Annotated in this window: 22 protein-coding genes; 11 read left to right on the forward strand and 11 right to left on the reverse strand. The window is 34.9% G+C overall.

What is annotated here, in order from left to right; genetic code table 11:
• Positions 1-57: 57 nt before the first annotated feature.
• Positions 58-918, forward strand: a complete 861-nt coding sequence (locus I5168_RS10605; protein ID WP_431471743.1) for a hypothetical protein — start codon at positions 58-60, stop codon at positions 916-918.
• Between the two features lie 194 nt (positions 919-1,112).
• Here I5168_RS10605 and I5168_RS10610 read toward each other — a convergent pair whose 3' ends face one another.
• Positions 1,113-4,829: a metallophosphoesterase gene (locus I5168_RS10610; protein WP_431471744.1), complete on the reverse strand. Its 3,717-nt coding sequence runs from the start codon at positions 4,827-4,829 to the stop codon at positions 1,113-1,115.
• Positions 4,830-4,868: 39 nt separating this feature from the next.
• Here I5168_RS10610 and I5168_RS10615 point away from each other — a divergent pair, with 39 nt between their 5' ends.
• Positions 4,869-6,068 carry a Pycsar system effector family protein gene (locus tag I5168_RS10615; RefSeq protein WP_042278761.1) on the forward strand — a complete coding sequence of 400 codons (1,200 nt, stop codon included), beginning with the start codon at positions 4,869-4,871 and terminating at the stop codon, positions 6,066-6,068.
• Here I5168_RS10615 and I5168_RS10620 read toward each other — a convergent pair.
• Positions 6,049-8,409 carry a GAF domain-containing protein gene (locus I5168_RS10620; protein WP_431471745.1) on the reverse strand — a complete coding sequence of 787 codons (2,361 nt, stop codon included), beginning with the start codon at positions 8,407-8,409 and terminating at the stop codon, positions 6,049-6,051. The genes I5168_RS10615 and I5168_RS10620 overlap by 20 nt on opposite strands.
• A gap of 115 nt (positions 8,410-8,524) precedes the next feature.
• Here I5168_RS10620 and I5168_RS10625 point away from each other — a divergent pair, with 115 nt between their 5' ends.
• Positions 8,525-9,649 (forward strand): redoxin domain-containing protein, encoded by a 1,125-nt coding sequence (locus I5168_RS10625; protein ID WP_431471746.1) that lies wholly within the window; start codon positions 8,525-8,527, stop codon positions 9,647-9,649.
• Here the strand turns inward: I5168_RS10625 and I5168_RS10630 are convergent.
• The gene (locus I5168_RS10630) at positions 9,646-10,272 is read right to left on the reverse strand and encodes a rhomboid family intramembrane serine protease (RefSeq protein WP_431471747.1); all 627 of its coding nucleotides are present in this window, start codon (positions 10,270-10,272) and stop codon (positions 9,646-9,648) included. The two genes, I5168_RS10625 and I5168_RS10630, sit on opposite strands and share 4 nt — an antisense overlap.
• A gap of 50 nt (positions 10,273-10,322) precedes the next feature.
• On the opposite strand from I5168_RS10630, the gene I5168_RS10635 reads away from it, so the two are divergent.
• Positions 10,323-11,243: a lysophospholipid acyltransferase family protein gene (locus I5168_RS10635; protein ID WP_431472768.1), complete on the forward strand. Its 921-nt coding sequence runs from the start codon at positions 10,323-10,325 to the stop codon at positions 11,241-11,243.
• Here the strand turns inward: I5168_RS10635 and glmM are convergent.
• Positions 11,203-12,597: a phosphoglucosamine mutase gene (gene glmM, locus I5168_RS10640; protein ID WP_431471748.1), complete on the reverse strand. Its 1,395-nt coding sequence runs from the start codon at positions 12,595-12,597 to the stop codon at positions 11,203-11,205. The genes I5168_RS10635 and glmM overlap by 41 nt on opposite strands.
• A gap of 60 nt (positions 12,598-12,657) precedes the next feature.
• Between glmM and I5168_RS10645 the strand changes: the two genes are divergently transcribed.
• On the forward strand, positions 12,658-13,263 hold the full coding sequence (locus I5168_RS10645; protein WP_431471749.1) for an ACP phosphodiesterase: 606 nt from the start codon (positions 12,658-12,660) through the stop codon (positions 13,261-13,263).
• A 36-nt stretch (positions 13,264-13,299) separates the two neighbouring features.
• Here I5168_RS10645 and I5168_RS10650 read toward each other — a convergent pair whose 3' ends face one another.
• From I5168_RS10650 to I5168_RS10660, 3 genes are all read right to left on the reverse strand, one after another.
• On the reverse strand, positions 13,300-13,677 hold the full coding sequence (locus tag I5168_RS10650) for a LysM peptidoglycan-binding domain-containing protein (protein ID WP_105018891.1): 378 nt from the start codon (positions 13,675-13,677) through the stop codon (positions 13,300-13,302).
• Between the two features lie 91 nt (positions 13,678-13,768).
• Positions 13,769-14,509, reverse strand: coding sequence for a YebC/PmpR family DNA-binding transcriptional regulator (locus tag I5168_RS10655; RefSeq protein ID WP_060522580.1), 741 nt, complete (start codon positions 14,507-14,509; stop codon positions 13,769-13,771).
• Between the two features lie 146 nt (positions 14,510-14,655).
• Entirely contained in the window at positions 14,656-14,829 is a 174-nt protein-coding gene (locus I5168_RS10660; RefSeq protein ID WP_167341914.1) for a hypothetical protein, read from the reverse strand.
• Between the two features lie 213 nt (positions 14,830-15,042).
• Here I5168_RS10660 and fumC point away from each other — a divergent pair, with 213 nt between their 5' ends.
• Entirely contained in the window at positions 15,043-16,437 is a 1,395-nt protein-coding gene (gene fumC / locus I5168_RS10665) for a class II fumarate hydratase (RefSeq protein WP_060522581.1), read from the forward strand.
• 82 nt (positions 16,438-16,519) lie between these two features.
• Here fumC and I5168_RS10670 read toward each other — a convergent pair whose 3' ends face one another.
• Genes I5168_RS10670 through I5168_RS10680 form a run of 3 tightly spaced genes read right to left on the reverse strand, consistent with a single transcriptional unit; the run spans position 16,520 to position 21,791 of the window.
• Positions 16,520-17,818, reverse strand: a complete 1,299-nt coding sequence (locus tag I5168_RS10670) for a sugar MFS transporter (RefSeq protein ID WP_431471750.1) — start codon at positions 17,816-17,818, stop codon at positions 16,520-16,522.
• 1 nt (position 17,819) lies between these two features.
• Positions 17,820-18,806 (reverse strand): isoaspartyl peptidase/L-asparaginase family protein, encoded by a 987-nt coding sequence (locus I5168_RS10675; RefSeq protein ID WP_431471751.1) that lies wholly within the window; start codon positions 18,804-18,806, stop codon positions 17,820-17,822.
• Between the two features lie 36 nt (positions 18,807-18,842).
• Complete coding sequence (locus I5168_RS10680; RefSeq protein WP_431471752.1) at positions 18,843-21,791, reverse strand: GH92 family glycosyl hydrolase; 2,949 nt, start codon at positions 21,789-21,791, stop codon at positions 18,843-18,845.
• 140 nt (positions 21,792-21,931) lie between these two features.
• On the opposite strand from I5168_RS10680, the gene I5168_RS10685 reads away from it, so the two are divergent.
• The 4 genes from I5168_RS10685 to I5168_RS10700 are packed head-to-tail and all read left to right on the forward strand — an operon-like array spanning position 21,932 to position 24,122.
• Positions 21,932-22,294, forward strand: a complete 363-nt coding sequence (locus I5168_RS10685; RefSeq protein ID WP_431471753.1) for a DUF2200 domain-containing protein — start codon at positions 21,932-21,934, stop codon at positions 22,292-22,294.
• Between the two features lie 10 nt (positions 22,295-22,304).
• A complete protein-coding gene (locus I5168_RS10690) occupies positions 22,305-22,592 on the forward strand; it encodes a hypothetical protein (protein WP_431471754.1) in 288 nt (95 codons plus the stop codon).
• Entirely contained in the window at positions 22,571-23,230 is a 660-nt protein-coding gene (locus tag I5168_RS10695) for an ATP-binding cassette domain-containing protein (protein ID WP_431471755.1), read from the forward strand. Before I5168_RS10690 ends, I5168_RS10695 begins: the two co-directional genes overlap by 22 nt.
• Positions 23,231-23,285: 55 nt before the next feature.
• Positions 23,286-24,122, forward strand: coding sequence for an alpha/beta fold hydrolase (locus I5168_RS10700; RefSeq protein ID WP_431471756.1), 837 nt, complete (start codon positions 23,286-23,288; stop codon positions 24,120-24,122).
• Positions 24,123-24,196: 74 nt separating this feature from the next.
• Here I5168_RS10700 and I5168_RS10705 read toward each other — a convergent pair whose 3' ends face one another.
• Entirely contained in the window at positions 24,197-24,547 is a 351-nt protein-coding gene (locus tag I5168_RS10705; protein WP_042278672.1) for a 4Fe-4S dicluster domain-containing protein, read from the reverse strand.
• 35 nt (positions 24,548-24,582) lie between these two features.
• On the opposite strand from I5168_RS10705, the gene I5168_RS10710 reads away from it, so the two are divergent.
• Entirely contained in the window at positions 24,583-25,695 is a 1,113-nt protein-coding gene (locus I5168_RS10710) for an acyl-CoA reductase (protein WP_431471757.1), read from the forward strand.
• The last annotated feature ends 28 nt before the right edge of the window (positions 25,696-25,723 follow it).

The following is a 25,723-nucleotide window of genomic DNA, read 5'->3' on the forward strand; positions in this document are numbered from 1 at the left end:
ACCGAGCTGGACTAACTGTCTAGCTCGGTTTCTTTTTTTAATTAGTTAAAATCACCCATGAAAGCATATTTTCTTCTTCTATTATCCTTTTTTATTTCTACAAGTTGCCTAAAAAATGATAAGCTTCAAGTTGTTGCAAACTTGCCAGATGTTATAGATGAATGTAGTGGAATGGAATTTATTTCCAATACTATGTATTTGGCATTAAATGATAGCGGTGGAAAATCAATAATCTACTTGTGCGATATCAATAAAGGTGTTGTTGCAGAGTTACATAGTGATCAATGGAATAATGTAGATTGGGAAGATATGGCTGTTATAAAAAACGGAAGTATTACTAATATCTATATCGCCGATACCGGTAATAATTATAATAAAAGAAAAGATCTAGTCATTTATGAGGCTTCTATTAAAAATATAGAACAACTATCTGGTAAAGTTGAATTGAATGCTGTTGCGCATCCCTTTCATTACGAAGATCAAGATGAGTTTCCTCCAAAAAAGAAAGAGAGACTTTTTGATGCTGAATCGCTAATTGTATTAAATAACAATTTTTACATCTTTACCCGTAATCGATCTAAAGACTTTAATGGAAAAACTTCGGTTTATACATTCCCGATATCAACTATACCACAAAAAGCAAAAAAACTAACAGAAATTGAAATTTGTAATGATAAAGATGATTGTCAAGTAACTGCTGCTGATGTATTTAAAACCAAAATAGCTTTACTAACCTACGATAAGGTAATCATACTAACAGATTATGATAGGGATTTTAAGGAGTACCAGGTGACCGAATATAAATTGGATCACTTCTCACAAAAGGAAGCAATTAGTTTTATTAATGACTCCGAACTGTTTATAGCAGATGAAGAGAACAAACACAGCGATGGTAATATTTATCGTTTTGACTTATAGTGTAAGACTAAAAATACAATCCCTAAAACCTCGGATATTCCACCCAACACAAACATACCGATAGATCCTGCAATGTTAAAAGCGTAAAATAAAAGACCTATTAGCACTAGTAAACTACCTATTGCAATAAGTGAAATGCTGGTACTTTTGTTTATCATGTAAAGATTATCTATATCAAGTGATAAAAATATAAGTTAGAAGCTAAATCCAACCTGAAAACTGAATCTAAATCCATCAGCACCATGAAATAAATTAAAGGTTGCTCCTATTGCCTCGGCACTGTTAACATAGAATCCACCACCATAATCATTGTGCCATCTTGAACTATCCTCGCCATCTAACCATACTCTACCTACATCACCACCTACAAATACTCCAATTTGTAGAGGAACAAAACCTGAATTAAATTCATTGAAACTATACCTTACATCACCACTGAAAGCCATGGCACTTTCTCCTGAAAATCTCTGTAAACGGTAACCTCTTAAACCTGTGTTTTGACCCAATTGAGCACTTTGAAAAAACTCAAAATCATCACCAATATTGACTTGACCTTGTAAAAGAGTTTTTAAAACCCATTTTCTGTCACGACTAATAGCATTATGAAATCCTAATTTTGGTTTTAAGTACCCAAAAGAACCTTCTAAATCATCAAATTCGGTATTAACACCTGCCACGAGATCAAATATCATACCTCGAGTAGGGTTTAATTTAACATCATAACTCTCATAATTATATCTTGCACTTAAATCGGCATACCAATTGCGCTCATAGAAATCTTCTTGATTATCAAAGCCTGATTGTGCTAAGAATCGTTCTTCATCTCTTTCTACTTGAAATCCTTGTGCTTCAAAAGTCGCAGATAAATTAGAACCGTATTCACCTACGTAACTGTAACCAATTCCTCCAGAAATTTCACTTAATCGCACACGGTTGTAATCAAAATCCAACTCATCATCAAGATTTACGGTTTCGTTACCAAATCCAAAAAAGTTTTCCGCAAATGTTGGACCTGCAAATCTTCCCTTAACGATTAAATTACCGTGATTAAAAACTCCAGCAAAAACACCGTTGTAATTAATATCATATCCTTGTGTAGCAAAATAGTAACCGGCTTTAAATCTATGCTCCCGAGTATTTGGGTTTCTATTAAATCCTTTGACGATATAACTTGTTTGAATACCTATTCTAAAACCGTCATCAGGATTAAATCCAATACCTGGCGTAAAAGCTCCTGCTGTACTTATTTGTTTCTTTGGATCATATAAATTAACATCATATGAATCTGTCAATCTTAATCTAGCATTCCCTTTCTTCTCGATGCTATTTGGTTTAGACTTGTGATCATAGATAGATACATTTTTACCATTATCCATTTTATAAATATCATTATTTTGACCACCGATTACTCGAATTTTAATTCTTGATTTTGTTGATCCAGTTGAAGTGATTACATCATCATCATCTAGCGCATAAACCCATACTTCATCAGTTTCATTTTTATAAAAGGTACGTTGGGCCACAACATCTGCTCGTTGTCCATCCTTATTTCTGTATATGGAAACCCTAGTAGAGTTTTTGTCTATCACTTCAATGTCTATAAAATCATCCTTATCAGTACCGGTAAGAATAGCTAGATCAGAGATAATATCGTAGTATTTTGTAGCTATTTTGACCATTTTATCACGTCTAGTTCGCATATTCTTCTTGATGACTTCTGTACTCTCAGCAGCTTTAATTTCTTGTGGTAACTTATCAAAAGCCTCATTAATGACTTCGTCAGTCAGGTTTTGTTGAATGAATGCCGCTTGCTCTAGCCATACTTCCTTCCCAGAATTTTGAGATAAATTACGATCTAGATAGGTGGCAGCTGTATTAAACCATTTTAGGTTATTAATATCTTCATCATAAGTAGCAAATTGATTAGTAATTCCTATCATAGCTCTTAATGTGGCAAACAATGCACCGTCAAAATTGGAATATACTTGATCTCTATCTCTAGGGATTGGTTTAAACAAATGAGTTCCATCTTCCAATTCAAATTCAGACCATCTCCATTGATCTGCATGACGATCCCAATCGCCTATAAGCATATCAAATAATCTGGCTCTTACATAGGATTCTTCATCAATTTTATATTTCTCATCTCTCCTTAATCGCTCAAAGACATCGGCAGTGCTTTCTATATCATTTGGCTTACCAAATGATTCTAAATCTTTATGATTTTCCTCTGGTCGTTCAACGAGCATGTATAATTCATCACCGTATTCCTTGTTGTAGTTGCCTAGTGCCGGTTGTTTTGGTACGTAGTAAAGCACCGGATTTGTGTGGTACACGTCAATGGCGCTAGCGAGTGTAGGAACCGTCAAAAAAGCATAGGGATGTGCAGCTGTGTAGAAGTCAAAAATAAGATCTTCTGCTCCTGTATCTTCAAAACTACTCGCTATATTATCTTCTTTGAATACAGTGGTTTGTAAAAATTGAACAGCGCTTTTTTTCAATGCTCGCAAGTTGTATTCTCTACCATCTTTTGCTACTAAACGCAATGATCTTGTTTGATGGCCACCACCACCTCGTTCTACTGTAAGTCCACCCATTAAAGTATCTAACATAGCTACTTGAACATTCAATTCTGTTCCATAAAGATCGCGGTACTTATTACCCCATATAGATTCATGTAATCCTGATTTATCAACCTGTTCTTTGGTGTAGATGCTCGCTTTCGCGAAAGCGGGATAATCTTCAGGTAATGATTTTAAATCAAAATCTTCCTGTGGTTCAATTGCCTGTTTGGTGTATAACAGATTGTAAGTACCATTTTCAAAACTGTAAAACCTAACGTAGGAACTACCGTCTTTCATTACATCTAGTCTAGCAAAACCTTTACCTCCATAAGAAAACAAACCATCGTTACTAAGTGCGGCATATCCTTGTTTACTTCCAGATCCTGAAACAATCTGTCGTACGCCATCATTTTCAATATACTGTAAAGTGTGTTCATGACCACTTGCTACAATTACACGGTTGGCAGCACTTGCACGTATAAGTGTTGCAATACGGTCGGCCATTTGTTGATACCTTTTATTTTGTCTGTCTTGTGCACTTACTCCACCACTTGTTCTTATAAGTGATGTTAAAGAGCCTAGAACCGGTACCGGAATATTGTTTTGAGAAGGATATAAGTGCTTTATTGCTGCATATTGACCACCATGTATACCGTTAGTATACAACGGGTGGTGTAACGTAACTATAATTGTTTTGTCTTGAGCTTTTTTTAGTTCGCTCTCTATTTCTAGGAAAAATTGTTCTCTTGTTTTAATTTGATCACAGTCATCATTGATAGTAGGTAAATTATCCCATTTTGCGAGATACCATTGACTATCGATGATAAGCATGAGAACGTCGTCTTCTATTTCTCTAAGTTCTATAGGACAACCTACTTTGGGCTGCCATACTTCTTTATCACCCATCGCCTCAACGATATACTCTTTCTCTCGTTCAACATTATCAAGTCCCTCATTATAGTAATCATGATTACCTGGAATAAACAATACCTGACCGCCGAATTGTTTTGCTACCTCTATTTGAGCATTCAAATGATTTTCGGCATAAGGTCTAAATTCATCATCCTTTTTAGGCATTCCCGTAGGATAAATGTTATCACCTAGAAAAACTAAATGATCATCTTTTGAAATAGATTGATCTTTTAAATAAGACTCCAAGGCTAATAAACCATCACTTTTACCGTTCATAGGAGATAATCCTACATCACCTATTAAATAAAAACTTTTATCTATGGATTCATTATTAGGAAAAACTGATTGATTTTCTTCCTTATATTGAGCTTTGAAACTAGCACATGAGGCAAGGATTAAAGCTATAAGACCTAAGAATATGTTATTTTTTTTCATGCAGTGAATATTACTACTATTTTTATGCAAACACTTTTTATGGATGACCTGATTAAAATTACTGACGATTACGTATTGAATTTATTCAAGAAAAACCTAGACGAAAGATATGTGTATCACAACTATACTCATACTAAACGCGTAGTTAAAAGTATAAAGGAAATCATTGACAATTCCGAAATAGATGTTAAAGAAGCCCAGATACTTACTTTAGCAGCGTTACTTCATGATATAGGTTATACTCAAAGTGATGAAAATCACGAGGAAGTTGGTGCTGAAATGGCAGAGGCTTACCTGAAACAACATAACGTCGATCAGGCTATTATTGAACAAATTGTAACACTTATAAAGGTCACAAAGTGCGATAGATTACCTCAAAATAAATTAGAGGAAATCATTCTAGATGCCGACAGCTCGCATTTTGCCAAGGATTATTATAAAGAAACGAGCGAGTTATTAAAAAAGGAGTTAGAATTAAGAGGTCAATTATATACAAATAAAGAGTGGCGAGCAGAAAACATTAAGTTTTTTACACAGTTTCATAGATATTATAGTGATTACGCTATTAAAAATTGGAATAAATCAAAGAATGAAAACCTGCTTAGACTTTTAAAAAAGAAAAAGAAGAGTAAAAATAAAATTAAAAAAGAACAGCTTAAGGTGGATTTGAAAAATCAATCTCCAGAAAGAGCTATTCAAACACTTTTTAGAACGACGTTACGTAATCATATCAAATTATCTGATATAGCAGATACTAAAGCCAATATTCTATTATCAGTCAATGCCATTATTATATCTCTCGCACTGGCTAATATAATTCCAAAGCTAGACGCACCAACAAATAGACACTTGTTGTTTCCCACATTAATATTAATACTATTCTCGGTCGCGAGTATTATACTATCTATTATGAGTACGCGACCTAATGTCACATCAGGTGAGTTTACTGACGAACAAGTCCGTAATAGAGAAGTGAACTTATTATTTTTTGGTAATTTTCATAAGGTACCTTTTAAAAAATATAGAGAGGCCTTAATGGGGCTTTTAGATAATAAGGAAGAGGTCTACGAAAGCTTGCTTAAAGATTTATGGCTACTAGGTGTCGTTCTCAATAGAAAGTATACCTTATTAAGGTGGACCTATACCATCTTCATGGTTGGAATTATCGTGAGCGTAATATCATTTGTGATTGCTTTTTACACTACCGATTTTCAACAAATTAGAACTGCAATTCCTTAATAAGATCGTTATAGGTAAGTGTAGTCTGACTGTCTGAAAAGTTATAGAGTACACTTACCCGTAATGCCTTTAATCCTGCAACTCCTTGAACATCTTCAAGTTCTAGCTTTTCAACTTTATCTTCAATAAGGTTGTTGTGTTTAAGGAAATCTATGTAGCGTAAATACTCTCTTTCCATATCCTTACTCGCGTAAACAATAGCTATTTTACCACGTTGTGTAATACGCTCATTAGTTCCTTTGATTAAAGCCTTGTCTATTCTTTTTTTCACAACTTCATAACGAGCGTTATATGAACCATCAACATCAAATCTTTTCTCATCAATTCGGTAGCGTATAGTAAGGGTATTCTCAAATGCCAGTATCATGGAAGCTGCTTCTATTTTTACAGGTAATTCCTTTTGAAGCTCGTAAAATTTGTTTTCAAGTTCTACAAGAACTTGTAGTTGCCATAGCCTTAAATTATAAAGATATACTGGATTGAAGTCATTTGCAGTGGTAATGCTGTTACCTACGTAAATGTTATGTTCTACTCCATCAGTCTTAAAACGTTCAAAGAAATGAGGATAGATACGTTGTGCTTCTACTTGTCTTTTATCCAAAACACCAGCTACTGCATCATTCATAATTTGAACTGATTTATCATAATCAATTCTACGACTATGTTTTACATTTTCGTTAGGATCCAAGAAACTTTCATAAGTTTCAATCTGTTGTTTTATCTCTTGATTTATTTGTTTGAAGTGATTAAACACAGGATGAATTTCTTCTGCTAGAAATTTTATGATCTTTCTTTCTGTATTAGCATCTAGCTCTTTTTTTCTTAGCTCCTTTACGTATTTGTGTACTCGGTATTCAAGTTGTGCATAAAGTGGTAATGGTTGCTGCGCTTTCGCGAAAGCGAAAATATCTTCAACCTCTTCAAGTTGACTCAAAAGATCATCTTTAATCATTTTGTTACGCGTGTCACTACTACCAACAATGTCAATTTGACCATATAAAGGATAAACGTCTTCAAACTTTAGATCTTCAAATTGTGCAGATCCACCATCGCTACGTGATTTAAGAATACGCCTGGCTTCATTTTCAAATTTCCATTTTACACTATCGTGAATGGATGTACATTCTGTTTGAATTATAGCATTAATACTATTTTCGTATTCACGTTCAGAGTTTAATAAAACCGCCTTAAGATAAGGAGCTACGGCATCTAACAAACTTACATTGAAGTTGTTGAGTTCGTATTCCTTACCACTAACTAATTCTAAAATACCTAGTAAGCGATCGTTTTCATGAACAGGATAAAAGGTGGCACTTTTAATGCCATTATTCATAAGGTTTTCTGCAAGGAAAGTATTTTGAACTGTGTTCAAGTACTCTTCAACATCAGAAATGACTAATGGAGTGAAATCGTTGATTAAATTTTTATAAGCTCCTCTACATAAGGCATTTTCACAGTTTTTCTCATGACTTTGACCCAATAAATAACTTACTACATCACCGTACATTAATGTTTCAAATGATTTATCGTAGTGATTAAAGCTTGTAAACCCAGCTCTTAAATCCTCAATTCCAAACATAGTTCGAAAAATTGATTCTACTTTGTCATTTTGGGTATCACCCATTGATTTACCATTAAGGAAAATGGTTTTTAATTCTGAAATTGCATTATCTATGGTAACATCGGTAAGAGAAATGATTCCAAAACCTTCAAAAGAATATGCTTGCGGTGGAAAATATTCTTTCCACAGTTCCATGTTATCATGTTCTCTTAATAATTGAGCTATTTGTGTTTCACTCAACCTGTATTTCTCATCATTGAGACTAATCCTAACAAAATCGGCATTATAAGTAATGCGATAAGTTCTAAGTGCTCCCGATGCATTTTTAATACTTACTTGTAAGGGTTTGGAAAAATTTACAAATCTTCCGTAGAAAATTTTAAGGATCGCACCGCATGCCATTCGGTATTTATCCTGGGAAAATGATTCCATTACATCAAATTTAAAATCATCACCAGCTTCACTGATAATATTTTTAAATCTTGTAGTCAAATTGAAAATCTGATCCGAAAAAGGTACGGTTGCCGCTTTAATTTCATTTAAAGTCAATGCGGTAGGAAAAAGATCTGTAAGAACAGTATCTATATCAGATTCATAATGAGCGATCTTATCAATAGGTACCTCAGTATAAAGGGCTTCATTTTTCTCAACAAATTGAATTAATGAGGACAAATAGAGCCTTTTGAAATTAGAAGTTTCTAACTCCAGTTTTTCTACATAAGTTTCAAGCAAAGACTTAAAATTAAGTTTTATTTGAAAAAATTCCTTTTCCTCTTTCATTATTGCAAAGTTAACTTTTTTGCTAATCTAACTTGTGAGAATAGGCTGATGTTTTAGATAAGTTTAACCCATGTTTTAACTTTGCTCTGTATATTGTGCCACTTAAAATAAAAAGATGAAGTTTTTATACAGTTTAATGATTGTAACCGTATTGGTAAGTTGTAACAAAGAAACTACCGATAAACATATGATAAATGGAAATGCTCCAGGTGTGTTAAATGGTATGAGAGTTTATTATGGTAAAGTAGGTGAAAATGGAAAGCAACAGTTTATAGATACAGCTGTCGTAATAAATGAAACGTTTCATTTTGATCCCGTTGACGAAGTGAAAAAGCCGGAAATTCGTTTTTTAAATGTAGATGGTTCAAATGGAAGTATTGTTTATTTACATGATAATAATCCGGTAGAAGTTAAAGTGAATAAAGACTCTATATTTAGTAGTACTGTTAAGGGAAGTAAACTTAATGATCAGTTTAATACCTATAAAGCAATACAGGATGAATACCGAGCAGAGTCAAAAACCTTTAGTCAGCAGCGTTCTAATTTTCAAAGATCTGGTCAATTAGAAGAATTAAACACGTTAATGCAACAATGGAAGGAAGAAGAAAAACTCTATGTTTCTGAAGCTAAAAAATATATTTCAGAAAATAAAAACACTCTATTAAGTCCTATAATTTTAGGTGACTTAATGAGTTCAAAATTAATCGATCCTATTGATGCAAGGCAAGAATTCAATAAGTTCAGTGCAGATGTTCAACGTGAAGAACTTTCAATTAGGATTGATGATTATTTACGTAAAATAGAGTCTGTAGGAATTGGAAGAAAAGCACCTAACTTTGAAGGGAAGAATCCTGACGGTAAGGTCATAAAACTTGAAGAAGTAATTGCAAAAAATAAGGTCACACTTATCGATTTTTGGGCAAGTTGGTGTGGACCATGTCGTAGAGAAAACCCTAATATTGTAAATGCTTATCAAAAATATAAGGACAAAGGTTTTGGTATACTAGGAGTTTCTCTAGATAAACCAGGAGCTGAAGAACAGTGGAAACAAGCCATTGAAAAAGATAATCTAACGTGGGATCATATAAGTAGACTTCAATACTTTGGTCCTATTGCTAGACAATACAATGTTAATGCTATCCCTGCAGCTTTCTTATTGGATGAAAATGGAGTTATAGTGGCCAAAGATTTACGTGGCCAACAGTTGCACAATAAACTAGAAGAGCTATTGGGCTCTTAAACCTTATTCATTTTTATAAGAATTATTACGGCAATAATGGGTAACAGCATCGCTCCTACCACAAAAGGTCGATCGAGGATAATATTATAATCGTATAGAAGAGTAATAAGATAACCTGTAATGGCACCACCGATGTGCGCATCGTGTCCAATGTTATCGGCCTTGCGCTGCATTCCAATGATACTATAAATCATGTATCCTATTCCAAATATCCATCCTGGAATACCAAAATAAATACGCATTGTTGGATCCAACAATATAGCGCTGTATATAATTCCAGAAACTGCGCCGCTTGCCCCTACAGCACTATAGGCATAATTATTTCTATTAATGATATAGCTCAAAAAACTACCACCTAACATACTAGCCAAATAGATAATTAAAAATTTCACGCTATTAAAAGAACCTACAACTTCATCGGCAAAAAAGAAAAGGGTAAACATATTAAAAAACAAATGCTGTAAATCTGCATGTAAAACACCACTTGTAAAAAACCTCCATTGTTCACCACGCTCTATTCCGGCAATATTAAATTTAAAGCGATCAAAGAAATACCGATCATTAAAAGCCTTAAAGCTGACTAATGATGTAACGCCAATAACAAATAAAGTGACTAAATCCATAGAATTCATTAAATCTTGAGAACGGACAAGATAGTATATTTGCTAAAAAAATAACGCACATGCAAAACCTCTTATTCTATATAGCTTATGCATTAATTAGATTGGTATCTGTCTTACCATTTTGGCTGGTTTATAGATTAAGTGATTTCATTTATTTTATACTTTACTACATTATAAGATATCGCAAAGAGGTTACAAAGAGTAACATACGAACGGCCTTTCCTCACTTTGATGAAAAAGAAGTTACAAGAATCGCTAAAGCAAGTACTCGACACTTTTGTGATATTTTTATTGAGATGATGAAATCCTTACATATAAGTAAGGAAGAGATGCATAAAAGATTTACTTGTACAAATGCTGAGATGGTTAACGCTTTCGCGAAAGCGGACAAATCAATTGTAGCTTTATTTGGTCATGCAGGTAGCTATGAATGGTCCATGGTACTGGACGAGGTTTTACATTTTAATGTGTATGCTATTTATAAACCTATTAAGAATAAAAAATTTAATCAACTGATTACAGATATTAGAAAGAAATTTGGGTCTACCATGGTTCCAATGAGACATGCTACTCGAGTAATGTCTGAAAAGGCAGATAACGAGCGTTGTTTATTTGCACTGGTAGCAGACCAAGCTCCAAAACGAGCAAGATCTCAATACTTTACCAATTTCTTCAACAAGCCTAGCGCTGTTTTCAGAGGTGGAGAACGCATTGCTGCCGAGCATGGTCTTCCTGTCTTTTTCCTTGCAATTAAAAAAATTAAAAGAGGTTATTATGAAACAACATTTCATAAAATTACGGACGACGCCTCTAAAGAACCAGAGTGGTTGGTAACGGATAAGTTTTTCTCTTTACTAGAAGATCAAATAAAAATGCAACCAGAGTATTACCTCTGGTCGCATAAAAGATGGAAGACATCCCTTCAGGATGTTAAGCGTGACGTTGAGCTATCTCCTTCAATTCAGAGATAAATCTATCGGCTAACTTATCAGCAACTTCCTGTGATTGTGCTTCTGTATAAATACGTATAATAGGCTCAGTGTTTGACTTTCTCATATGTACCCAATTTTCTGGAAAATCAATTTTTACACCATCAATAGAGGTAATGTTTTCGTTTTGATAGTTGTTTTGAATTTCTTGTAAGATCGCATCTACTGGCATTCCTTTAGTCAGTTCAACTTTCTTTTTTGCCATAAAATAAGCTGGATAAGATGCTTTTAATTCACTTACAGTGCTTTCTTTACCTGATAACAAGGATAAAAACATAGCAATACCTACCAATGCATCACGGCCGTAATGAGATTCTGGATAAATAATTCCACCATTTCCTTCACCACCTATTACCGCGTTAACCTCTTTCATTTTGGTTACCACATTTACTTCACCTACGGCAGCTGCATGATACGTGCCACCATGTTTTTGAGTTATATCTCTTAATGCTCTTGAACTTGAAAGATTAGAAACAGTATCTCCCTTTTTCTCACTTAGGATGTAATCTGCACATGCCACAAGCGTGTATTCTTCACCAAACATTTCTCCTTTTTCATCTACAAATGCTAATCGGTCAACATCTGGATCCACGGTGATACCAAAGTCTGCATTATGTTCTACTACTGCAGCACATAATTCTGTCAAATGTTCTTTAAGAGGTTCTGGATTGTGAGGGAAATGCCCTGTAGGTTCACAGTACATTTCTATCACCTCAACTCCTAATTTCTTTAATAAGGCAGGAACTGCAATACCGCCAGTAGAGTTTACGGCATCTACTACTACTTTAAACTTTTTAGAAGCGATAGCATCAACCTTAGTTATTGGCATGTTAATCACTTCCTTTACATGAACATCAATGAAATTATCTACGCGTGTTACCGTACCTAGGTCGTCAACTTGTGCGTATTCAAAATCATCGGCAGCAGCAATATCCAATATTTTTTGCCCTTCAACACCATCTAGGAACTCTCCTTTGCTATTAAGTAGTTTAAGAGCATTCCATTGTTTTGGGTTGTGACTTGCTGTTAGAATAATCCCACCATTTGCATTAAAGTGTGGTACAGCAATTTCTACCGTAGGAGTTGTACTTAAATCTAAATCTATAACATTACAACCACAACCGATAATTGTATTTTGCACCAAGGCCTGTATCATTGAACCGCTTAATCTAGCATCTCTTCCAATGACAACTGTAGGAGTATCAATTCCTGAATAGTCCTTTAACCACATAGCATAGGCGCTAGCAAATTTTACCGCATCTAGTGGTGTTAAATTATCTTCGGGTTTACCACCGATTGTTCCTCTAATTCCTGATATTGATTTTATTAACGTCATATTTAAGCCTTACATTTACTGCAAAAGTAAAGCTAGTCTATACGCTTTCAAAAATTGAACATGAATTATCTCGCACATATTTATTTATCAGGAGAAAATACTGAGCTTAGAATAGGGAATTTTATAGCAGATTCCGTGCGCGGTAAAAACTTCAAAATGTTTCCAAAGGAGGTTGCTGCTGGAATTATTCTACATAGACATATAGATACGTATACCGATACACACCCAATAGTTAAGGAAAGTAAATCACTTATTAGAGAACAATATGGTCTTTGGAGCAGTGTAATTGTGGACTTATATTATGATCATTTTTTAGCGGCAAATTGGGAAGAATTTCACACTACACCTTTAGAGCAGTTTAGTCTAGAGTTTTATCGAGATCTTAAGGAATATTATCCAGTCCTACCACAGAAAGTTCAACGATTTTTACCTATTATGATGGAGCACAACTGGCTGTTACAGTACGCAACAATAGATGGTATTTCCAGTATATTCTATCAAATGAACAAACGTACAAAAGGAAAAAGTAAAATGAACTTTGCTCCTATTGAACTTGAGGAACATTATGATCTTTTAAAATCTCATTTCTTTTCTTTTATGGAAGAATTAGAGAGTTTCACTCAAATGAAAATTCAAGAAGGATTGATAACAAAAAACCGCTCTTAAAGAGCGGTTTTAATATTTATATTCTATCTAATACAATTATAGATTAGGAATTTTCAATTCTTGACCTGGATGAATCACGTCTGGATTTTTAAGAACATCATCATTTGCAGCAAAAATTTGGTGGTATTTCATTGGGTCACCGTAATAGTGTTTTGCAATCTTACTTAAAGACTCACCACTTTCTACTGTGTGATAAGCATATACAGACTCATCTGCAACTTTAATATCAGCCATTATATCAGCTGGTGATTCTCCTCCTACCTTTTTAATCTCATCCCAAAGTAAGTTTTTTTCATACTGAGTTTTTGCAGTACCTCTTACTTCTAATTTGTCGCCGTTCACTTGTACGTCGCCGTTCTCGATATTTAGTTTTTCACCTAAATCTAGAACGCTTTGATATTTTTGCTTTACCATTTTAAATTCATTTTTATATTAGAGATTGAAAGTTACAAAATAAAAAGTCGGACATAAAAAAGTTTTCTAAGAAACTTTAATTGTCGACTAACTACTCTTCTTTCATGGTGTGATACACATTGTTCACATCATCGTCCTCTTCTAACTTTTCTAATAATTTGTCTACATCTTCCCTTTGTTCTTCAGTAAGATCTTTTTGAACAGTTGGGATGTATTCAAAGTCAGAGCTAAGTATCTCTGCACCCATTTCTTCTAGAGCTTTCTGTATAGCACCATAATTTGCAAACTCTGCATAAATCATGATTCCATCTTGAGAGTTTTCATCTTCCTCATCGGCTTCATCTTTGAACAGCTCTTCGGCGCCAAAATCGATAAGCTCTAGTTCCAATTCTTCTAGGTCGTAATCGGCAGCAGCAATTCTAAAATGACATTTGTGATCAAACATAAACTCGACACTTCCTGATACGCCTAAACTTCCATTACATTTATTGAAATAACTGCGCACATTAGCGACCGTTCTATTATTATTGTCTGTAGATGTTTCTACCAGAACAGCAATACCATGCGGTGCATATCCTTCAAATAAGACCGTATCAAAGTTTGCTGTATTCTTGTCAGTTGCTTTTTTAATTGCTCGTTCGATGTTTGCCTTAGGCATGTTCACCGATTTTGCATTTTGAATTACCGCTCTTAATCTAGAATTACTATCAGGATCAGGTCCACCTTCTTTAACTGCTATTACAATGTCCTTTCCTATTTTTGTAAAGGCTTTGGACATAGCACTCCAACGTTTCATTTTACGTGCCTTGCGAAATTCAAATGCTCTTCCCATATTGTTTATTTAAATTATAGGTGTAAAAATAGTGGACTACTGTTTTACACGCAAAGTTTATTTATACTAGGTTTAATCTAATTAAAAGGCATAAAAAAACCGCTTCTGAATAAAGAAGCGGTGCCTTTTATGTATATAAATCTAAATTAAGATTCTAAGTTTTTCTTCTTAGCTTCTCTTTTCATCTTCATACGTTCCATTGTACTTCCAAAAATCCAGTAAGGAATAATCACTACTGTAAGTAGAATCATCAACCAGAATCCTATTGAAAGAATGATGAAAAATGCACCGAAACCTAAAAATTGATCAAATTCAAACATGTTCTTTAGTTTATTGCTGCAAAGATAAGGGCTTTGTCTTAAAATAGAAAACTACACTTAAGATTTATAAACATTTTATTGTTGATAAACCTGGTGTTAATTCCGCTTTCGCGAAAGCGTAAATACTACCAACCTATACTTTACTGAAATCATTAACCTTACCTTATAAATAGAACTCTAATCAAGTTTTATATTTGTGCAAAATTCAACCCAATGGAATACAGAATAGAAAAAGATACTATGGGACCTGTTGAGGTACCAGCTGATAAATTATGGGGCGCACAAACCCAACGCTCTAGAATGAATTTTAAAATAGGTCCTGCAGGAAGCATGCCGTTAGAAATTGTGTATGGATTTGCTTACTTGAAAAAAGCTGCCGCTTATGCAAACTGCGATCTAGGTGTACTAGCCGAAGATAAAAGGGATTTGATAGGTCAAGTATGTGATGAAATTCTAGAAGGTAAACATGATGATCAATTTCCACTAGTTATCTGGCAAACTGGATCTGGTACTCAGTCAAATATGAATGTTAACGAAGTGGTTGCAAATAGAGCTCATCAACTCGCTGGAAAAACAATTGGTGAAGGAGAAAAAACTTTACAACCAAATGATGATGTAAATAAATCTCAATCATCAAACGATACATTCCCTACTGGTATGCATATAGCTTGCTACAAAAAGGTAGTTGAAAATACCATTCCAGGAATCAAACAATTGCGCAATACCCTGCATAATAAGTCTATCGAATTTGATAATGTAGTAAAAATAGGTCGTACCCATTTAATGGATGCTACACCTCTTACATTAGGTCAAGAATTTTCTGGTTATGTAAGTCAACTTGATCACGGAATAATCGCCCTTGAAAACACATTAAAACATCTAAGTGAACTTGCCTTAGGAGGAACTGCTGTAGGTACTGGCTTAAACACTCCTAAAGGTTACGATGTTAAGGTGGCAGAGTACATTGCAGAATTTACTGGACTGCCGTTCATAACTGCAAAAAATAAATTTGAAGCACTAGCAGCACACGATGCTCTAGTTGAAACGCATGGTGCTTTAAAACAAATTGCCGTTTCATTGAATAAAATTGCAAACGACATAAGATTAATGGCATCTGGTCCTCGTAGTGGAATAGGTGAAATTATTATACCTGCAAATGAACCAGGAAGTTCAATAATGCCAGGAAAAGTAAACCCTACTCAATGTGAGGCCTTAACAATGGTTTGTGCACAAGTAATGGGTAATGATGTAACGGTTACCGTAGGTGGAACTCAAGGTCATTACGAACTTAATGTTTTTAAACCTGTTATGGCTGCTGCTGTTTTACAAAGTGCAACTTTAATCGGTGATGCCTGTAGAAGTTTTGATGAAAATTGTGCTAGCGGTATTGAACCTAATTATGATAGAATCAAAAATCTATTAGATAATTCGTTAATGCTTGTAACAGCTCTTAATACCAAAATAGGATATTATAAAGCTGCAGAAATAGCAAACAAGGCACACGAAGAAGGCACTACACTTAAAGCCGCTGCCTTATCCCTAGGTTATTTGACCGAAGAGGAGTTTAATGAATGGGTTAAACCAGAAGAAATGGTTGGTCACAGATAGATGACCTTATTCATATTAAAAAGCCGCTAGTTTAATTACTAGCGGCTTTTTATTTATCTATGCTAAAATTGAATTGTACCTGTCACGTTGTTTTACGAATAAAACCAAAAACAACTATATATAAGTAACAACAAATTGGTAATAACAAGGCCAGATTAAATCCTGAAAAATCAATAAGAGCTCCAAAACAAATCGGTATTATAGCTCCGCCAGCAATAGCTGTACATAATATTCCTGATGCTTTGGCTTTTAAGTCACCTAATCCTTCAAGAGATAATGAAAAGATGGTCGGAAACATTATAGAATTAAAAAGACCTACCAATAAGATCGTCCACATAGACCACAAACCATCGGTAACAATCGAAAGTAAAATCATAATTACTGCCGAAATTCCAAATCCTATTAAAACATAATGAGGTCGCCAGATACGCGTAAGATAAGAACCTATAAATCGTCCTATCATAGCACCTGTCCAATAAAAGAAAACAAAGGCGCCTACAACAGCTTTGGCATCTACAAGTGCTAGATCATTTTTGCCTAAAATGGTACTAGCGATGGTTTTCATAAATGTGCTATTTTGAATATGTACAGGTAAATCGTTTTCTATAAAATAATTAACCATATAACTACCCAAAGCAACCTCGGCACCTACATACACAAAAATTCCGACTGCTCCTAGCCAAATAATAGGTTTAGATAATAATTGTGAATAGGTTCCTTTTTTCTCCTCATTTACTGCTGGTAGCTGTATAAAAATAAATCCTATTACTAATAAAAAAATGAAGCCTGCCACAAGTAAAAATGGACCTTGAACGGCTGTTGCTTCTCTCAGATAGTATTCTTCTTTGGCTACGTTTGATAAGGCGTCTATTTCTTTAGAGCTTAATATAGTGTCACTTAATAAGAATGCAGCACCTGCAATAGGTGCAATGGCAGTACCTAATGAATTAAAGGCTTGTGCTAGATTAAGTCTACTACTTGCACCTTTTTCAGGACCTAAAACAGCTACATAGGGATTTGCTGCTACCTGAAGAAAAGTTATTCCTGCTGCCAGCATAAAATAGGCCAGTAAGAATATGCTGAAAAGTCTGTATTCGCTTGCTGGATAAAAGAGCAAACAAGCCAAGGCCATTGTTGATAAGCCAATTATAACTCCTTTTTTATATCCTACCCTATCCAATATAAAACCAGCTGGAATAGAAAAGATGAAGTAAGCTATAAAAAAGGCAAATTGAACTAATCCAGCTTGAAAATAACTAAGCTCAAAAACATCTTTTAATCTAGGTACCAAACTATCTACTAGAACTGTAATAAAACCCCATAGAAAAAACAGAGTAGTTACAATGGCAAAGGCACTAGTGTATTTTTTATCTTGTGCCATATTATGACTTTTTGATGTACGAGTCAGACTTTATTCTTGTATTCTTTTGATCTTTATACTGCATCATAGCAAATCCTGGATGAATACAGTAACTACCTGTTTCACCTTTCTTATTCATGGCTATGTAAGCAACTTGAAACTCTTTGTAACCGGAATTTTTAGAAACTACTCTTTGTACAGCTTCTTCACAAGCTTCTTGAGGTGATTTTCCTTGACGCATTAATTCAACGATAAGAAAACTTCCTACAGTTTTCATGATTTCTTCGCCCATACCTGTAGCCGCTGCTCCACCTATTTCATTGTCAATAAACAACCCTGATCCTATTATAGGAGAATCTCCTACTCTACCTCGCATTTTATAAGATAATCCCGATGTTGTACAAGCACCTGCAATATCACCGTTAGTATCCATACATAACATTCCTATGGTATCGTGATTTTCAATGTTAATGATAGGCTTATATTCACTTGTTTTCAGCCATTCTCTATAGGCTCTTTCTGAATTTTCCGTAAGCAAATTTTCTGAGACAAACCCTTTTTCATAAGCTAATTCTTCGGCACCTTTTGCTGCTAGCATTACATGTGGAGTGTCCTCCATAACTACTTTGGCTAGTGCAGCAACATTAGTTATATTTTCCACACAAACTACTGCACCTGCATCTCCATTGCTGTTCATTACGCAAGCGTCTAGTGTGACATTTCCTTCACGGTCTGGTGCACCACCTTTACCAACTGTTGTATTTTTTACATTCTCTTCTTCGACTGCTACACCTTTTATAGCAGCATCGAGTGCGTTATGACCATTCTCTAAAGCTAGTCCAGCTGTTTCATTGGCTTTGGCAAATCCCCAAGTACATATTGATACAGGTTTTGTTGTGTTATTCATTGTAGCTGTTTTTTTGGGTTCTACACAACTAAGAACAGTTGCTCCTAGAGATAAAGCGATACTACCTTGGACGCTTTGCTTTATAAATTTTCTTCGTTGCATAAAAGTAATGGTTGATTGTGATTAACTTTCTTTTATTTATTTGATAACAATTTCATCAGTAAAAATCCAAGCTGCACCATCGTACGGATATCCTAAATGCCATTCTGGTAATTTACCATACGTAGTTGCTTTCATTTTTATATATCTCACTTTATTCAAACCAGAAGTTTCATATCTAGGTCTAAAAACGGCAGACTCTTCTTCTCTACCTGTTTCAGGTAACATTTTAAAAATCTTTTTTAGTAAGTTGTTATTCTCATCATAGAATTCAAAAGTCACATCTTTTGGGTAAAAAATCCAGCTGCGTTGATCCTTTAAAAATCCAGGTGAAATACTATTTATAGACCTTGATTCACCCAAATCAATGGTAACATCCAAATTTTCACCTTGAGTTCCTTGCCATGCTCCAGAGCGAAAATCCTCTGTTCCTTGCATACCATTAATCAAGGCATCATTTCCACCAGCACTGTATTCATTGGCATAGCTGTGATTAAGTGTGATTTTAATATCGTTATCGTACTTATAAAATGTGGTAGTTACCGCTGGGCTGCTAGCACCATCTTTTTTTGAAATAACCGTTAGGTCTCCAGCATTATAAATGGTGATGGGTTTAGAATATTCTTTCCAGCTACTATCGCCCAGCATATAAAACATTTGTGCATTGGATTGTAAAGTGTTTAATTGAACCACGGTGCTATCGGTAAAGGCGATGGAGCCCTTTTCTAAAAAGGGTGCTGTAAATATGGGATACTCCTCAATTGCAGATTTTGGTCTGTTAGATTTTTCTACTGCCCAATCTGTAGGTTCTTCACTCATGGTAAATACTAGTGTTCCACCGTTGTTTATTTGTTCATGGGTGATGAATGATTGAGCGTGTGGTTGTAATTCCGCTTTCGCGAAAGCGTAATCAACACTGGCTATATACTTACCACTACCCTTTTTAATAATCGTCAATTTATTCCCATTTTCTAGATGAATGGTAGCCTTATCAAACAAAGGTGTCCCGATGATATAGTCATTACTTCCAGGTGTCACTGGATAAAAGCCTAGGCTGCTCAATACATACCACGCGCTCATTTGACCACAATCCTCATTTCCAGAAATACCGTCTGGTTCATTTGTATAAAGTGTAGTCAAAATTTCGTGAACCTTTTCTTGCGTTTTATGTGGCTTACCTACAAAATTGTACAAATATGCCATGTGGTGAGACGGCTCGTTACCATGTGCATATTGACCTATAAGCCCTGTAATATCAGCCTGATGTCTACCGCTTGTTTCCATGGGCGCGCGGAACATTTGATCCAGATGCTTTTCATAGGCATCATCGCCGCCCATTAATGCGATGTGACCCGAAATGTCTTGTGGTGCGTACAAGCTGTATTGCCATGCGTTAGCTTCGGTATAATTAAAGTTTACTTCTTCTGGTTTAAAAGGTGAGAACCATGTATTACGCTGGCGACCTTGGAAAAATCCCGTAGCTGGATTGTATAAGTTTTTGTAATTCTGCGCGCGTTGTGTAAATAACTTATAGTCCTCAGTTTTTCCCAGGTCTTTTGCAACCTGTGCTAGCGTCCAATCATCGTAGGCATATTCCAGTGTTTTAGAAACACTCTCACTTTCTTGTTCTACTGGTATATAGCCTAAATATTTATAGTGTTTTAGGCCTAGCTTGTCTTGCATAGCGCTGTTTCTCATGGCTTCATAGGCCTTATTCACATCATAGTCTTTAATCCCTTTCATGTAAGCATCTGCTATGATGGGAACGCCGTGATATCCTATCATACAACCCGTGTAATTACCGCTTAAATCCCAAATAGGAAGAATACCGCCTTCGTCATATTTTGCCAGCATGGTACTTACAAAATCGTTAGTACGTTTTTCATCAATGATAGTGTACAATGGATGAGCAGCGCGATAGGTATCCCACATGGAGAAAACAGTGTAATAATTGAATTCATTAGATTGATGAATTTCTAAATCCATCCCGCGGTAGCGACCATCAACATCTTGGTACAAATTAGGAGCAATCATTGTATGATACAATGAGGTGTAGAAATTGGTTAGATTATCTTCATTGTCATCTTCAACCAAAATTTTTGAGAGTTCTTTTTCCCATGTTTCATTGGCCAATTGCTTTATTTCGTCAAAGCTTTTATCGCCTATCTCGGTTTCAAGATTACGTCTAGCGCCAGCTTCATCTACTGGGCTAATTCCTATTTTAATAGTAATGGGTTCGTTGTTTGGATTGTCGAATTCAAGAGCCATCACCTTAGGTGTTACTTCATAATCAGTATTCCAATTCTTAATGGGATGTGATGTTTTTATATAGAAGTATAACATTTGTTTTGTCGCCCACGCACTAGAAAAACGCTTTCCTAGAATTTCTGTATCTGATAGGATTTGCATGTCGTGTTCTAATAGTTTATCACGATGTAAAAGGTCTAGAATGACATAATGGTTATCGGGTTTTTGATTTGATTCGCTTTCGCGAAAGCGATATTCATGAATGCCAGCACGTTCCGTCACAGTTAACCGCACATCAATATTTGTGTCGTCTAGGTGTACTTCATAATAGCCAGGACTCGCTTTTTCATTGTCGTGAGAGAATGAAGAACGGTACCCTTTTTTACCATCGGCTCCATTGTTGAGTATAGGCTCACGCGTAGGCATCAATAAAATATCACCATAGTCGCTCACGCCGGTACCGCTTAAATGAGTATGAGAAAAACCATAGATTTTATCGTCGCTGTAGTGATATCCACTACAACCATCCCATCCATCTAAACGAGTATCTGGTGATAATTGCATCATCCCAAACGGCATTGTTGCACCAGGATAGGTATGTCCATGACCACCAGTTCCTATAAACGGATTGACAAGTGAGGTAAGCTCTTTAGATTGATAAGCAGCAGAAGTCGAAGTGGCGTCTTCTTTACAACATACAAACAATAAAGCAACGCCAATTAAGGTTATAAGTTTTTTCAAAGCTAGTTTTTGATATTGAATTGTTAAAGATAAAGAATATCTACATAGCAAACTGTTTGATAATCACGGCAGACTGATTTGAAGCATCAAGCTTTTTTACGTAATAAAGTTTAAATTTGATTAGTTATAAATTTGAGATTATGTCTACCACACCAGAACACGATGAACGCATTGCCAAATTAATTTTTGCTTCTGTTTATCCACATTATGTAACTAAAGTTGAAAAGAAAGGCAGGACTAAAGAAGAATTGCACGAAGTAATTCAATGGCTTACTGGCTATAGCGAAAAGGATATAGAAAATAAAATTGCAGAAAAAGTTACGTTTAAAGATTTTTTTGAAAAAGCCACCATCAACCCTAATGCTGAGTTGATTAAAGGTGTTATTTGTGGATATCGTATTGAGGAAATTCAAACTCCACTTACAAAACAAACCAGATATTTAGACAAATTAGTAGACGAGCTGGCTAAAGGGCGTAAAATGGAAAAGATTTTAAGAGCATAATAATTACTTAATGAATCTAAAACCTTTACTACTCTTTCATTATATATTGATTCCGTTAAGCTTATTCTTATCTGTATGTATTACTTTATTAGTAGGTAGTTGGAATAGTTTTGGTCAAATCGCGACCTTAGTAGGAGTTTCTACTCACTATGTTCAATATGAATATAGAAAACCAGAAGAATATGCTTTTTATTTTAATCTAGGATGGTCGCGTAAAAGATTGTGGTTATCTACAATCCTATTTTATTTAATTATTGTTTTGTTGAATGTACTGGTATGGATAATATACTACAGGTAGATAGTGTTGAAAAATCTTTTGGTGATCAAAAATTGTTATCCGACATCTATTTAGGTTGTAAAACTGGCCAAGTCGTCGCGGTAATTGGACGTAATGGCTCAGGTAAATCAACATTATTTAAAATTTTTACTGGATTAGAAAAATCAGTTCATTCATTTGTTTCCATAAATGATCGCCCTATAAATAGTAGCTCTACTATCTCTAAATTCATTAATTACTTGCCGCAACATCATTTTTTACCCAATCAAATAAGAGTAAGAACCATTTTAAAAATGGTTAATTGTAATAAGTTGTTGAATCATAAGTTGATTCAACCTTTTTTAAATAACAAACCAAAAGATCTCTCTGGTGGACAATTAAGACTTATTGAGGTTTTAATAACTATATACCAACCTAAAGCGTTTACCATTCTAGACGAGCCCTTCAATGGACTTAGTCCCTTGGTTATTGATGAAATATGCCTTTCTATCAATGAAATGAAAGCACACAAAGGTTTTATACTTTCTGATCATCGATATGAAGACGTTCTCAAAGTTTCTGATCGTCTATTTTACCTGAATAATCGACACCTTAAAGAGATAAAATCCAAAAAGGAACTAAAGGGATTATCTTATTTACCCGATTATCTAACAAATTAACAATTCTATAAAATACAGTTTACCTTAGTCTTTTTAACTTGAAATCAAAAATTTTATGCCTTACTTAGAAAAACTTACCGATCAAAAAGATCTAGATGCTAGTATTTATTTTGAAGATCAAGGAGATGGAGATCCTATTATACTCATACACGGCTGGCCATTGAGCGGTGCAATGTGGGAATACCAAGTTCCTGATTTAATAGAAGCCGGATATAGAGTGATAACTTATGATCGCCGTGGTTTTGGCCGCAGTTCTAGACCTTATGAAGGTTACGATTACAAAACTATGGCTAGCGATTTACATGATCTAATTGATCAACTAGAACTTGAAAAAGTTACCCTAATTGGTTTTTCAATGGGTGGTGGCGAGCTAGCACAATACGTTGCCGATTACGGAACCGATAAAATCAATAAACTAATTTTTGTTGCCAGTATAGCACCATTCTTACTTAAAACAGATGATAATCCAACTGGCGCTCCAGATGATGTTTTTAAAGGTATGGAGCAAAATGTGAAACAAGATCGTTTAGGTTTCTTAAAAGAATTTGGTAAAGGGTTTGTGAACTATGAGGACAACAAGGATCGCGTTTCTGAAGGTCAACTCAATTATAATTTCCAAATAGCAGCTCAAGCAAGTCCTAAGGGAACGCTAGATTGTATAGGTGCTTTTGGACGCACTGATTTACGTGAGGCACTTAAAAAAGTTGATGTTCCTACCCTATTCATTCACGGAAGCGCAGATGAAATCGTTCCTATCGAGCCTAGTTCAAAACAAGGACATTCTTTAGTTAAAGACTCAAAATTAGAAATTATAGAAAACGCGCCACACGGTTTATATGTGACCCATAAAGAAGAACTTAATAAGCTACTTCTAAATTTTTTAGAGCAATAATAAGTGAGACTGATAATAAATAAAAAAGCCGATACTTTAAAAAGTATCGGCTTTTATCATGTCTAATAATCAGGTTATTCTTTGTGCATAAAAGCTTGTTTAGCTTTTAATTCCTCTTCTGTTTCTACAATGTCCTCATCTGGAACACAACAATCCACAGGACAAACTGCAGCACACTGAGGTTCTTCATGAAAACCTACACACTCTGTACACTTATCAGGAACAATATAATAGAACTCATCGCTCACAGGCTCTTGAGTTTCATTTGCATCTACTTCTTTACCGTTAGGTAAAACAATTTGCCCATCTAGGTCAGTACCATCAGCATAGCGCCAGTCATCTGCAGCCTCGTAAATAGCTGTATTTGGACATTCCGGTTCACAAGCGCCGCAATTAATACATTCGTCAGTAATTATGATTGCCATAGCTTTTCTTTACTTTTGCACAAAAATAATGCCCATTGAAATCACTGGCAATTAATACCACGTTAAATGATAGAATTTCCGCTTTCGCGAAAGCGGGACTACTACTATCCTCTTATATACAACCCGATTCAAACCTTGAATCTTCAAATTCTTGGAATCAACGCATAGAAGAAAGTTTGCAGCAGGCTGAAAGAAAAAACAGCTGGTTCACAAGAGAAAACTTAATTCATGCTATTACCCAATGGTCACAAGCTCTATTACCTGAGAATCTTGAACAATGGACCAATGGATACGATTTAGAAAAGGTTGAAGGTAAAAGAGTAGCCATTATAACAGCTGGAAATATTCCACTTGTTGGATTTCACGATGTTTTATCTGTAATAATAAGTGGTCATCATGCTATCATTAAAAATAGTAGCAATGATGATGTCCTTATACCTTTAATATTGGATATGGCATCTTCACATAAGGAAGACTTAGTTAGCTCGTATAGTTTTGTAAAAGGACAATTACCAGAATACGATGCAGTTATTGCGACAGGAAGCAATAATACATCGAGGTATTTTGAATATTATTTTAAAGGGAAACCGCACATCATAAGAAAAAACCGTAATAGCATAGCGGTAATAACAGGAAAAGAAACTTTAGAGGATATGGAAGCGCTGAGTGAAGATGTCTTTAGATACTTCGGCCTAGGTTGTCGTAGCGTAAGCCATCTTAAAGTTCCTAGAGATTACAACTTTGATTTGTTTTTTAATGGCATGTATATACAGCGCAATTTAATCAAGTTTGAAAAGTACACGAATAATTACGATTACAACAAGGCTGTTTACTTAATGAGTGAATTTGATTTACTTGATAATGAGTTTCTATTAATTAAGGAAGAGAATAAAAGTTTCTCATCGCCTATTGCTTCTTTAGGGTACAGCTATTACGATAATCTTGAACAGGTTGCCGAAGAAATTAATCAGAAAGCAGAAAGTTTACAATGTGTGGTTATTAATGATGTAGATCGTGAAAAACTAGCTCCTAATTTTAAAGATCTTGCGGCACCACAATTCGTTAATTTTGGTCAAACCCAGTGTCCTACCTTGAATGATTACGCTGATGGTGTAGATACTATATCGTTTTTGTTGACATTATCTTAAAATCTTATTGGAATTATAACAAGTTTAA

It is taken from the genome of Nonlabens sp. SCSIO 43208 (assembly GCF_050703575.1).
GTDB classification, from domain to species: domain Bacteria; phylum Bacteroidota; class Bacteroidia; order Flavobacteriales; family Flavobacteriaceae; genus Nonlabens; species Nonlabens tegetincola.